At 60.9% G+C, this 12,376-nt stretch carries 8 protein-coding genes; 2 read left to right on the top strand and 6 right to left on the bottom strand.

The features are described 5' to 3' along the window. The 5 genes from GM668_RS27285 to GM668_RS27265 form a co-directional block, all read right to left on the bottom strand. A complete protein-coding gene (locus GM668_RS27285) occupies window positions 1-2,010 on the bottom strand; it encodes an HlyD family efflux transporter periplasmic adaptor subunit (protein ID WP_155442132.1) in 2,010 nt (669 codons plus the stop codon). Then, complete coding sequence (locus GM668_RS27280) at window positions 2,007-2,678, bottom strand: ABC transporter ATP-binding protein (RefSeq protein WP_155442131.1); 672 nt, start codon at window positions 2,676-2,678, stop codon at window positions 2,007-2,009. Before GM668_RS27280 ends, GM668_RS27285 begins: the two co-directional genes overlap by 4 nt. A gap of 160 nt (window positions 2,679-2,838) precedes the next feature. Next, window positions 2,839-4,422, bottom strand: coding sequence for an isocitrate lyase (locus GM668_RS27275; RefSeq protein WP_155442130.1), 1,584 nt, complete (start codon window positions 4,420-4,422; stop codon window positions 2,839-2,841). Window positions 4,423-5,082: 660 nt separating this feature from the next. Next, window positions 5,083-6,735 (bottom strand): M28 family metallopeptidase, encoded by a 1,653-nt coding sequence (locus tag GM668_RS27270; protein ID WP_371868788.1) that lies wholly within the window; start codon window positions 6,733-6,735, stop codon window positions 5,083-5,085. Between the two features lie 96 nt (window positions 6,736-6,831). Continuing rightward, window positions 6,832-7,527 carry a 2OG-Fe(II) oxygenase family protein gene (locus tag GM668_RS27265; protein WP_155442129.1) on the bottom strand — a complete coding sequence of 232 codons (696 nt, stop codon included), beginning with the start codon at window positions 7,525-7,527 and terminating at the stop codon, window positions 6,832-6,834. A gap of 110 nt (window positions 7,528-7,637) precedes the next feature. On the opposite strand from GM668_RS27265, the gene GM668_RS27260 reads away from it, so the two are divergent. Beyond that, window positions 7,638-8,870, top strand: coding sequence for a diguanylate cyclase domain-containing protein (locus GM668_RS27260; RefSeq protein WP_155442128.1), 1,233 nt, complete (start codon window positions 7,638-7,640; stop codon window positions 8,868-8,870). A 130-nt stretch (window positions 8,871-9,000) separates the two neighbouring features. Here GM668_RS27260 and GM668_RS27255 read toward each other — a convergent pair whose 3' ends face one another. Beyond that, window positions 9,001-10,569, bottom strand: a complete 1,569-nt coding sequence (locus GM668_RS27255) for a S8 family serine peptidase (protein WP_155442127.1) — start codon at window positions 10,567-10,569, stop codon at window positions 9,001-9,003. Window positions 10,570-10,824: 255 nt separating this feature from the next. Between GM668_RS27255 and GM668_RS27250 the strand changes: the two genes are divergently transcribed. Next, on the top strand, window positions 10,825-12,252 hold the full coding sequence (locus tag GM668_RS27250; RefSeq protein WP_155442126.1) for a hypothetical protein: 1,428 nt from the start codon (window positions 10,825-10,827) through the stop codon (window positions 12,250-12,252). Window positions 12,253-12,376 lie beyond the last annotated feature (124 nt).

Genomic DNA, 12,376 nt, shown 5'->3' with positions numbered 1-12,376 from the left:
TTACGACTGGGTTGATGTCTTCGCTGCGCGCGCGGCGGCAGGCGGCAACAGTTCGACCTGGACGGCGGCGCCAGGTTTCAAGTCTTTGGGCGGCGTATCGAATTGCAGTTCGAGGTCGCGCACGATGGTCGATTGCGCGCCGGACTTGCTGTGGAATACGCGGCCCAGTGCGCTGACTTTCGCCAGCAGCGCCTGGCGCGCACCCGACACCTTGACCCGCGCAGCCTGGCCCACCGCGACTGCAGCCGCCTGCGCTTCCGGCACCTTGGCATTGACGCACAACTGGTCGGGATCGGCCAAGGTGGCAACCGACAAGCCCATCCAGATCTGGCTGCCGGCGGTGAATTTCTCGCCATTGAAATTGGTCCGGTACAGCACCAGCCCGCGCCGAGGCGCTGTGACGGTCAGTGCCGCCTGGCCCCGTTGCAGCTCGGCCAGCTGGGCTTTCAATTGTGCGGCTTCCGTTTGCAGGCCGGCGCGTTCGGCCTGGCGGGCGCGCCGCTGCGCATCGAGCTGCGCCTGCGCCAGCTTGGCCAGTCCGGCTTTCTCGGCGCGCTCGATAACGAGCTTGTCGTAATCGACGCGGCGGATCAATTCCTTGGGCTGGCTGGCCTTGCGCTCAGCTTTTTCCGCATTGGCTTGCGCTTCCGCCAGGGCCAGTGCACCGGCGCGCTCCGCTTCGGCCTGGTCCAGCTGCAATTTTTCCAGCGCGCGCAAGCGTTCATTGAGCGTGCTTTGCTGGCTCATCAGCTGGTTCGTGACTTCCGTCGATTCAAACACGGCAATCGGCTGGCCCGCTTCCACCATCATGCCTTCCGGCGCCAGTTGCGCCAGCTTGTATTGCCACACGTAGGGAATCGTGGGCGGCGAAACCGGCATGGCGCGGCGTGACGCGATTTCGCCTTCGACAGTCAGTGCAGCGGCAGCAGCGGACGCTTGGGTTGCGGGCGTTCTGGCGGCTGCCGGCTTGTCCATCGCCACCGGTTCGGCCAGTGCGCTCATGCCGGCCACCAGCGGCAAGCCATGGTTGTCCGGCAAAGTAATGGTGGCCTTGAAATAGCGTCCGCTGCCCCAGCGCGGACGCGCTTCCGGTGCGCTGGTAATGGCGGTGATCTTTGCGGCCAGCGCCACGCCAGGCAGCGCATCGAAGCGCACGGTGACGGGCTGGCTGTCGCGCAAATACGGGCGATCCGCTTCCAGTACCCATGCCGTCACGTTCATCTGGCCATTGCCCATGACCACACCGGCGGCATTGCCGGGCCAGGCGGTGGACCCTTCATCGAGGCGTTCGCCGCGCCATGGGCTGTAGCCATGCACGACGACGCCGTCGCGTTCGGCGCGCACTTCCGCCTGCGCCAACTGGGCGATCTGGAACGCGACATTGATTTGCAGTTTTTTGACTTCCAGTTCGCCATCTTCCTTGCGGCGTTTGACGGCTTCGCGGGCGTTTTGCAGGCTGCCTTGCTTGATGGCGAAGTCGCGCGTGGCACGGTCCAGTTCTGCCTGGTAGCGGTCGTAATTGAGCGCCGTGATTTGCTGCTTGGGCAGCGCCGCATCGACCTTCGCCTTGTCCAGCGCAGCTTGTGCCGTGGCCAGCGCTTTTTCCGCCTCGACGGCCGCCACTTCCAGGTTGGCGGTTTCGCGCTCGGCGCGTGCACGGGCCGCATCCAGTTCAATTTTCAGGCGGTCGACATTGGCGGCGCCGCCCGTCTCGATGCGCAGCACGACGTCGCCTGCCTTGACCTGGCTGCCCTCGGCAACGAAATTGCGCAGCACCAGCGGTGAATTGTTCGACGGCGGCACGAAGATGGTTTGCGAATCTTGCGCTTCCACTTCGCCGGTCAGCAAGACGGGCCGCGCTTGAGGGCCGGCTGCACTGTGCGCAGTCGGCCCGCTTTTGCCTGCAGGGGAGGTTGCGGCCGGGACGGTATTGGCATGGCTGACGGCGGCGGCAATGACCACGCCCAGCAAGGGCAGCGCGCCAATCGCGGCAAGGTAGCGGCGCTTCATGCGCGGTCCCCGGCAATGCGGCCGTCGCGCAAGTGGATGGTGCGCTGTGCGCTGGCGGCGATGGCCGGATCGTGCGTGACCAGCACCAGGGTCTGGCCGGCCGCATGCAATTCGCGCAGCAGGGCCATGACGTCGGCGGCGCTGCTGGAATCGAGGTTGCCAGTGGGTTCATCGGCCAGCAGCAAGGCTGGCTGGTTCAGCAACGCGCGGGCAATGGCGGCGCGCTGTAACTGGCCGCCGGACAGCTGGCCGGGCAAATGATCGAGACGGTGCCCCAGGCCGATGCGTTCGAGCAGCGCGCGGGCGCGCTGCGGCGCCTGCGTATCGGCCGTGCGCGCATAGCGCTGCGGCAGCAAGACGTTTTCCAGCACGGTCAGGCGCGGCAACAGGTGAAAAGACTGGAACACAAAGCCGATGCGGCGGTTGCGCACGTCGGAAGCAGCGTCATCGTCTAGCGCGCTGATTTCATCGTCGGCAAGCCGGTAGCGGCCGCTGTCGGGGCGGTCCAGCCCGCCCAGCACATTGAGCAGCGTGGATTTACCGGAACCGGAGGGTCCCATGATGGCGATGAATTCGCCCTGCCGGATATGCAAGTCGATGCCATCGAGCGCGTGGATAGCGCTGCCGCCTTGACGGTAAGTCTTGCGGATATTGCGGAGTTCGATCATGCGCAGGAGTATCTCTGCGGCATATCAAATTGTCAATTGCACATATACTCAGAAACATGCATGTTTTTTCATAAGCTGCATGCAAAACGCCACCCGAAGGTGGCGCCTTGTTTCACTGGAGAACCGGCCAGCGACCAGTCCAGCCGGTACAACCGATGAATTAATGGAACTGATTCATCGTGTTGTCTTTACCAGCAGCTTTCAGTGCTGCTTCGCCGCTGAAGTATTCCTTGTGGTCGTCGCCGATGTCCGAACCAGACATGTTCTGGTGCTTGACGCAAGCGATGCCCTGGCGGATTTCCTTGCGCTGTACGCCAGCCACGTAGCCCAGCATGCCCTGGTCGCCGAAGTATTCCTTGGCCAGGTTGTCGGTCGACAGCGCGGCGGTGTGGTAAGTCGGCAGCGTGATCAGGTGGTGGAAGATGCCGGCTTCGCGGGAAGCGTCCGCCTGGAACGTGCGGATCCGTTCGTCGGCTTCGCGCGCCAGTTCCGTGTTGTCGTATTCCACGCTCATCAGCTTGCTGCGCTCGTAAGCCGACACGTCCTTGCCTGCTTCTTTCATTGCGTCATAAACCTGCTGGCGGAAGTTCAGCGTCCAGTTGAACGATGGGCTGTTGTTGTACACCAGTTTTGCGTTCGGGATCACCTTGCGGATTTCTTTCACCATGCCGCCGATCTGGGCGATATGCGGTTTTTCCGTTTCGATCCACAGCAGGTCGGCGCCGTTTTGCAGCGACGTGATGCAATCCAGCACGCAACGCGCTTCGCCGGTGCCCGAACGGAACTGGAACAGGTTGCTTGGCAGGCGCTTAGGACGTACCAGCTTGCCGCCTTGCTTGATGACGACGTCGCCATTGTTCATGGTGTCGGTGGTGACTTCTTCCACGTCCAGGAACGAGTTGTATTGGTCGCCCAGGTCGCCTGGTTCCGAGGTGTAAGCGATTTGCTTGGTCAGGCCGGCGCCCAGCGAGTCGGTACGGGCAACGATCACGCCGTCTTCCACGCCCAGTTCCAGGAATGCGTAGCGGATCGCGCGGATCTTGGCCAGGAAATCTTCGTGCGGCACGGTGACTTTGCCGTCCTGGTGGCCGCATTGTTTTTCATCGGACACCTGGTTTTCAATCTGGATGCAGCAGGCGCCGGCTTCGATGAATTGCTTGGCCAGCAGGTAAGTCGCTTCCGCATTGCCGAAACCTGCGTCGATGTCGGCGATGATCGGCACCACGTGGGTCACGTGGTTGTCGATCTTGGCCTGGATGGCTGGCTTGTCGGCAGGAGCGGCAGCGTCCAGTTCGCGGAACAGGCCGCCCAGTTCGCGGGCGTCCGCCTGGCGCAGGAACGTGTACAGCTCTTTGATCAGGGCCGACACGGCGGTTTTTTCGTGCATCGACTGGTCTGGCAGCGGGCCGAATTCCGAACGCAGCGCGGCAACCATCCAGCCGGACAGGTACAGGTAGCGGCGGTCGGTGCTGTTGAAGTGCTTTTTAATCGAGATCAGCTTTTGCTGGCCGATGAAACCGTGCCAGCAGCCCAGCGATTGCGTGTATTGCGAAGGATCGGCATCGTAGCGGGCCATGTCGGCGCGCATGATTTTTGCAGTGTAGCGGGCGATATCCAGGCCGGTCTTGAATTTGTTCTGCGCGCGCATGCGGGCAGCGTATTCAGGATTGATGGCGTTCCACGAGCTGCCTTCTTTGTCTTTCAGGGTAGCGATGGATTTGATGTCGTCGGTGTAGGTAGACATGGTAGTGATCCTATTTAAAAAGCTGGATAAAGAAAGCGTTATGCAACGCGGTCCGGTACTAAAGTTACTGAATTCAAACGCTCACTGCATGACTAAATAGTAGCGCCTTTTTTGGTTTTGTAAAAGATGTCTTATATAAGACATATAACTTGTGTTGATCGTTGTAAATCAAGTACTTACGATCATGTTTTTATTATGTGAAACCGTTTTTCAGGAAATGAAGCGATCGCGGGCGATTTTTGACCAGTTCGATTTCACGATGTGGGAACCGGTTTTTGTATGATGGAAAATGGCGTTTGCCGGGGGGCTTGCGGACGGCCCGGTCCACGCAAATGCCAGCTGCAGTGGCGGCGCCGTGGCGCACTAAGCCAGGCTGGAACGGTAGCCGTCGCCAAATTGATACAGGCTGGGATGCTAGGGCGGGAAAAGCAGGCAGCTTGCAGGGAGGCGCGCAGCATAGGGAAAGCCAGCAGCGCTGCTGCAAGATTGGCAACCCGGGCAATATACTGTGGCCGGCGAGACATCACAAATCCTCCCCGCATGGGATAGTCTGTGATTTGATTTTAGCTGTGCTTGGTTACACGCGTGCGGGGAACTATTGCGGTGTTGTCGATAAACTACGCACCCCCGGCACAGCGGCCGGGGGCGTACAAACATTAATTAATGGCGCTTGGCGGCGCTGGCGTCGCGTGGTGCACGGAATTCAGAATCCTTGCTCCAGTTAGGCCAGTCTTTTGATTCCGCCAGGTCGCGCCCTACGCTGTACAGCAATTGCAAGTCGCGCGCCATGCCGGTGAAGGGCCAGCTGGCGCTCCACTCATCGGACGGCTGGTGGTAATTGTTTTCGTTGTAGGCATCCTTCCATGCCTTGCCGGCAGCCAGCCCGCCCTCTTCAAGATTTTCACCGGATTCAAACGACAGCGCCGGCACGCCGCGCTTGGCCATCGGGAAGTGGTCGGAACGGAAGAAGTGGCCCGCTTCCGGCTTGGAATCCGGCGAGTAGGTCAAGTTCCAGTTCTTGGCCTTGGCCACCAGCATGTCCAGCAAATCCTGCTTGGCGCTGCCGGACGTGCTGAAATCGCGCGATGGACCGAATGGCGACAGCGCATCCGTGTTGATCATGGCTACCGTCGTGGCCAGCGGATACAGCGGGTTGGCGGCATAGTATTCGGAACCCAGCAAACCTTTTTCTTCCGCCGTCACAGCCAGGAACAGCACGCTGCGCTTCGGCGCCGGCGCCTTGCCGTAGGCGCGGGCCAGTTCCAGCAGCGCGGCAATGCCGGTGGCGTTGTCGATGGCGCCGTTATAAATCTTGTCGCCCTTGGCGTCCGGCTCACCCACGCCCAGGTGGTCCCAGTGGCCCGTGTACATGACGGTCTGGTCTTTCTGGTCCGTGCCTTCCTTGACGGCAGCCACGTTCTTCGACTTGATCACTTGCGTATCCACCGCATAGTGCGCGGACAAGGTCATGCCTTTCAATTCCACCGGCTTGAAGGCGCGCGTTTGCGCCTGTTTTTTCGCAGCTTCGAAGTCCAGGCCGGCGCGCTTGAACAAGTCCGCGATGACGTCGCGCTGGATCCACGCTTCCATCGGCGCGTGGGCCTTGCCCGGTTCCTTGCGCACGATGTCATACATGACGTTGGTGTTGGAATTTTTCACAGTCGGCCAGCCATACGACGCCGGCGCCGTTTCGTGCACGATGATGGTGCCGACCGCGCCCTGGCGCGCCATTTCTTCAAATTTATAGGTCCAGCGGCCATAGTACGTCATGGCCTTGCCGCCGAAATCGCCTTCGCCGGTTTCGAAATCAGGGTCGTTGATCAGCACGACAGCCAGCTTGCCTTTCAAGTTGACGCCTTTGAAGTCGTCCCAGTTGCGCTCCGGCGCCTTGACGCCATAGCCGACGAAGACCAGGGGAACCTTGTCGAAATCCACGCGTTTTTGGCCATTCATGGCGGCGCGCACGGCCATCTGGTCGCCTTGCACGTAGGTCTGGCTGGATTTGCCATCGTTTAAGGCCAGGGCGACAGGGCCTTTGATTTCAAAGCGGCCCAGCGGCACTTCCTGTGTCCACGCGCGCTTGCCTTTGATCATGTCGCCTCCGGGTTTCAAACCGGCCGCCTTGAATTGCTCGATCAGGTAATTGACGGTCTTGGTTTCGCCGGCGGTATTCGGGCCGCGGCCTTCGAATTCGTCGGAAGCCAGTACTTTGACGTCTTGCGACAGGCGCTGTGCATCAAACTGCACGTCCGCCGCGGTGGCGGCGGCAGTAGCCAACAGCATGGTGGTAGCCAGCATGGCGTTTTTCTTCACTGGGAATCTCCTTGTGGGTGAATGGCGTCAGAAATCCGGCAAGTATCCGGGCTGCGCTGGCGGCGGTCAATTGGCTGCATGTAACACTAAGTGTCTTTATTTGCCGTACAGCGTCTCCGCCCGCTGGAACAGAATCCACGACGTGACGATGTATTTGTCGCCGCTTTTTGCGATGTGTCCCTTGTGGGAATGCGTGAACCCGGCCGGGGCGATCACCAGGCGGCCCTGGCGCGCTTCCACGTGGCGCTTCTGGTAATAAAATTCAGTCGAACCGCCTTCCTGCACGTCGTTCAGGTAAAACTGGAACAGCAATACCCGGTGCAGCGTCTCGCAACTGGCGTTTTGCGGATACACCTCGGAATGCCAATGGTGGTAGCCGCCGCTGTCTTGCAGGTACTTTTGCACATTGATGGCGCCGCCCCGGTACATGGCGCGAAGGACGTCGCTGATGCGGCCGGCATCGAAATCGTCAAAGTTGTCCAGTGATAACACGGCCGGCTGCCCGGTTTTCAGGTGCAGCAGCGTCGGCGACAGCGCTCCCATCAGCAGCATGCGGTATTGGTCTACATAGCTGACCAGGTGTTGCAGCAGCGCCGACATGATCAGGTTCGAGACATCGTTCCATTCCTGGTGGCTGGAAATGGTCAAGTCATAGCTGTCTTTCTTGCTGATGTCGACGCCTTGCCCCGTTTTGCCGCGGATGACGTCCTTGCTGGCGTTGAAACGCCCGATGATGTGCTCGCACTGCTCCGGTGTGAGGGCGTTGTCGTATACCCCGATAAAATCATCCATGTGCCGCTCGTCTCAATTCGTCAATTGGAGACGACACTATACAAGCTATCCCGGCCGTTTCCCCAAAGCAGCTTGCTATAATCAAGCAACTTCGACGTTTAATCCCGGCAATGAATAACACTTTGCACCGCTTGGCTGACTTGCTGCTGGACGTGGTTTTCCTGGTGGAAGAGGGCGGCCGCATTGCATATGTGAACGATGCCTGCACCGCCGTGTTCGGCTATTTGCCCAGTGAAATGACGGGGCGCCAGATCCTGGATTTTATCCATCCCGCCGATTTGCAGCGCACTATCGATGAAATGCGCCACGTGGTGAAGGGGCGCCATGGATTGGGCTTTGAAAACCGCTACCTGCGCAAGGATGGCAGCGTGGCGCACATCATGTGGACGGCGCGCTGGTCGGAAGAAGACCAGTTGCGCATCGGCGTGGCGCGCGATGTCAGTGAACGCAAGATGGCCGAGCAGCGCCAGGCCGGCATGCTGGCGCTGTCGACGGCGGCCCATGGCGCGGAATCGCTGGACGCGCTGTTCACAGCGTTCCACGCGATCTTGCTGGACTTGATGCCGCTGCGCGGCTTGGCCGCCGTGCTCGATCCGGGCGCGCGCGTGGCGTATGCGGCTGCGCTGCCGGGAGCCACCGGCGGCGCCGTGCCTGACACGACGCGCTGGTATGCGGAACCCATGTCGACGCCGGGCATGAAATTCGGCGAATTGCGTTTCGATGTGGAGCGCGCCGCCCTGCTGTCCGGGCATGACCGCGACGTGTTGCAATTTGCCGCCGCCCAGGCTGCCGCCGTGGTGGAACGGCTGGCGCTCAATGCGGACCTGGCTTACGCGGCGCGCTATGATGAATTGACGGGCTTGCCGAACCGGCGCCTGTTCCAGGACCGCATCCAATCCGCTTTTGCGCGCTGCCGCCGCGACCGCTCGGGCGGCGCGCTGCTGTTTATCGACCTTGATGACTTCAAGCGCGTCAATGATGCATATGGCCACGCGATTGGCGACCAGTTGCTGCAAGCCGTCGCGCGCCGCATCACCGCATGCGTGCGCGAATGCGACACGGTGGCCCGTATCGGCGGCGATGAATTCGTGGCCTTGCTGGAACATGTCGAGACGATGGCGCAGGCCAGGGCCGTGACGGAAAAAATCCACAAGGCGATCGGCAAGCCCTTGCCGCTGCCGGGCGTCTGCCTGCAGGCCGCTGCCAGCATCGGCATAGCGCTCTATCCGGAACATGGCGACGCCGCTGACCAATTAATGCGCTATGCGGACCAGGCCATGTACGCATGCAAGGCTGCGCACAAGGCGGCCAGGGCGCAGGCGGCGGAAGCCAGCCACCCGTAGCCGTTCAAGCCGCCCGCAGCTGGCGCTGGCAGCCCGCATGGCGGGCATTGTGGCAAGCCGGTGCGGTAATCGTGACAGGGACACGCAGGGCGGGCTGCCGGCCGGCAGCACCGCCCTGTGGTTAGCAGGATCAGTTGTTGCAGCCGCCCGTGCGGATGCGGTCATACGCTGCTTTGGCCTGCACCAGTCCATAGCCATAGTATGGATCGCGGCCTGGCGCGCCCAGGTCCAGTGCGGACTTGTCCAGCGTGCTGCGGATTTGCGCAGCGGTGCATTTCGGGAAGTAGCTCCACACCAGCGCCGCCACGGCCGAGACGTGCGGCGTTGCCATCGACGTGCCGTTGAAGTACGCGTAGTTGGTGGCGGTCACGTTGACATTGGCAGCCTGGCCCAGCTGGGTTACCAGCGTGGCGCCTTCCACGCCCGATGCGGTAACCGACGGGATGGCCGATGCGGCGCCGCCCAGGGTGCCGGCAAAGCCTTCCGGTGCATTGTTGTAGACCACGGCGCCCACGCCGCCGCTGGCCTGGCAATTGGCGACTTTGACGGAGAACGCAATGCTGCCGCGCTTGATCAGGCACACTTTGCCGGCCATGGCGGCATTGGTGGCGTCGCCAATGCCAAAGTCCGCCAGCGGCGCCGTCACCGATGCGGCTGGCGACCCATCCATGCCGCCTGGCGCGTACGTGGTGGAACCCACTTTCAACGCGGATTCGCGGCCGCTGCCCATCGGTACGGTCGACAGCACGCCGACGCCTGGGCCGGCGATTTCCACCTTGTCCGTAAATTGCGAGAAGTCGGCAATTTTCTTGTTTTCATCCAGCGCAGCCACCGACATCACGCTGGTGTAACCGGCCGGATACGATTGCGTATTGTCGCCGTCATTGCCCGCTGCCGCGATCGACAGCACGCCGCGCTTGGCCAGGCCGTCAAATACGCGCTCTTCCGCGATGCTGCGCTCGCCGCCGCCCAGCGACATGCTGATGACGTTCGCGCCTGCCGCGCCGCACTTGTTGGCGGCGGCAATCAAGGTCGACGTGTAAGCCCAGCCATCCGCGCCAAACACCTTGATGATGTGCAGGTTCAGCTGGCCATTCGCATTGACGCCTACCACGCCTTTACCGGCATTGTTGAGGGCGGCAATGGTGCCGGCCACGTGGGTGCCATGGTGGTTTTCATCGGTGAACCAGTCGCCGGTGCCTGGGTTGGTCTGGCCCGTCACGTGGTTGCCGGACAAGTCTTCGTGCGCCAGGTTGATGCCGGAGTCAATGATGCAGACGGTGCGGTTGCTGGCATACGTGTCCGGCAGCTGGTCGGCTTGCACCATGGTGATACCGTACGGCACTTGCTGGCCGGTTTTGTATGGGGCGCCGGTCGATGGCGTGGTCAGCGACGTCAGGTAGCGCTTGCTGTCGTTTTCCACGAATTCAATGTTCGGGTTATTGCGCAAATCCTTGACGGCGCTGGCAGGCATTTCCGCCACGGTGGCGTTGATGTCGTCCATATCCACTTTGACGTTGCCTTTTGCTGCGGCGATGGCGGCCTTGCCGTTTTGTTTTCCGCCGGCCTTGAAGCCGACGATCACGCGTGCGGTGTCGTCGGTGGCGGCTGGCGCTGCGTGGACAGCACTGGACGTTGCGGCAGTTGCAATCAATACCGTTACCGCTGCTGCGATGGTGCTCTTGGTGGATTGGAACATGGTCTTCCCTGGTAAGTGGAATCGTGAACGTAAAACCGCTGGCACGGTAGTGCGGCTGGCGGCGGCATGGAAAGGCGATGTTATGAACCTTCCCGAAGCAGGTCAATCTTGATAACGTTTTTATGCCTTGGGATTGACGTGAAAACAACAAAGTTTCTACAAGGAAAATTTGTTCACGTGCTTAACGAAACAGAAACATTTGCCGTTAACGGACTCATGAACCCGATATCTTCGCTTTCCAACTGGCAGCCGGCCGTGCGCTTACCCAGCGCAGCGGCCAGCCGCGCTGCCGTCTATGACACGCCCACTGCGGCGCCGTCTTCCATCGTCAAGCTCAGTCCGGAAAGCCTGGCGGCTGCCCGGCAAGCCGACACGGAACAAGCCGTGTTGCCAGCGGCCGCCCGTTTCAAGGAGGTGGGCGCGGCCATGCTGAGGCAACTGAGCACGGGGGCGCCGGTCCCCGCCACGCAGGCGGCGCTGCCGGACAATCTCGATAACAAGTTCACGCTCGATATCGTTACGCGCAGCGGCGTCAAAGTAGACTTGACCCTGGCCAGCCAGGACGATGGCATGCTGTACCAGATCAGCGCCGATGCCGAGCTGAGCGATTCTGAGCGCACGGCCTTAGCGCGGCTGGCCGACGGTTTTCAGGCAGCGATAGACGGCATGGCGGCGGCCGACCCGCAAATCCGCATAGGCGCGCTGGCACAGTTCGACAGCAAGGCGTTGCAGGCCGTGGATTTCCATGCGGACGTCAAGCAGCCGGCGGGAACCCAGTCGCTGGACTTCCATGCGGACGGCAAGCAGCGCAAGGTCAGCATTGGCGGCCCGGCCGGCAATGCTGACGTGTCGGTCGATACCAGCAAACTGGCCAGCCTGGGGACGAAGGAACAGCAAACCAAAGCCATCGGCAATTATTTGAAGCAGTTCGATCAGGCTGCCGAGCGGGGACACGGCGACAAGAAGTTGATGGCCATGTTCAAGGATGCGTTTTCCGACATGAACCGCACGGCTGTGCGCGAAGAAGAACGCAGCACGGGGCTAACGTTGCCGGCGCAATGGCCGCTGGCCGATGAAGACCATGCTGCGCTGACCGGCCTGGCCGACTTCAGTGCTTCCATCACGCAAGCGCCGAAGTGGAATAACCCGCTGCGGTCAGCGGAAAAAGAAAGTTTCAGCTATGCCGTCTCGCAAGCCACCAGCATTGACGGCCCCCGTGTAGATGACCGCACCGTGACGCAAACCCAGCAGGCGCATTTAACGGCGCAATTCCATACGGCGGTGAAGAAGGGGGGCGACGTCAAACTGGACGTCACGCCGCAATCGCAAACGTATGAATACCACCAGATTGATGACGCGGCCGACAGCAACGTCGAACTGGGCTATAAAGATGGCCACTTGTTCAAAGCAAGGCTGAGCCAAACGGCCAGCCGGTCTGAACGCATTCAGACTTACCTGATGGGCAAGCTGCAGTCGGATAAAACCATTCCCGGCCAGCATGCATTGGTGCGCGACTTGCTGGCCAGCCTGTCGCCATACCATGGAGGAGACCAGCACCATGCCGATGACACACACGAAGTACGGGAAGGGCGGCGCCAACAGGCGTTGAGTGCGCTGCAAGAGCGCATGTTGTTGCTGGCTGATCCGGATGAACTTGGTGGCCGCGACCGGGGCATGGTGTGATCTGCTCTGGAAAAATTAGACGCTTTTGAGCGCGAGTTTTTTGGTCAATAATCCCTTAGCGGATGGAGGATGACCATGAAGCGAAAACATTTTCCTGCAGAACAGATTGTTGCCGTTCTGAAGC

Source organism: Pseudoduganella ginsengisoli (genome assembly GCF_009720865.1).
In the GTDB taxonomy this organism is placed as follows: domain Bacteria; phylum Pseudomonadota; class Gammaproteobacteria; order Burkholderiales; family Burkholderiaceae_D; genus Rugamonas; species Rugamonas ginsengisoli.
Note: the sequence above shows the minus strand (reverse complement) of the source record. Positions and strands in the feature narration are given on the sequence as shown.

What these genes read in the sequence shown, in the direction of transcription:
- GM668_RS27285 (WP_155442132.1), bottom strand. Translation starts at nt 2,010, where the DNA reads ATGAAGCGCCGCTACCTTGCCGCGATTGGCGCGCTGCCCTTGCTGGGC.
- GM668_RS27280 (WP_155442131.1), bottom strand. Translation starts at nt 2,678, where the DNA reads ATGATCGAACTCCGCAATATCCGCAAGACTTACCGTCAAGGCGGCAGC.
- GM668_RS27275 (WP_155442130.1), bottom strand. Translation starts at nt 4,422, where the DNA reads ATGTCTACCTACACCGACGACATCAAATCCATCGCTACCCTGAAAGAC.
- GM668_RS27265 (WP_155442129.1), bottom strand. Translation starts at nt 7,527, where the DNA reads ATGGATGATTTTATCGGGGTATACGACAACGCCCTCACACCGGAGCAG.
- GM668_RS27260 (WP_155442128.1), top strand. Translation starts at nt 7,638, where the DNA reads ATGAATAACACTTTGCACCGCTTGGCTGACTTGCTGCTGGACGTGGTT.
- GM668_RS27255 (WP_155442127.1), bottom strand. Translation starts at nt 10,569, where the DNA reads ATGTTCCAATCCACCAAGAGCACCATCGCAGCAGCGGTAACGGTATTG.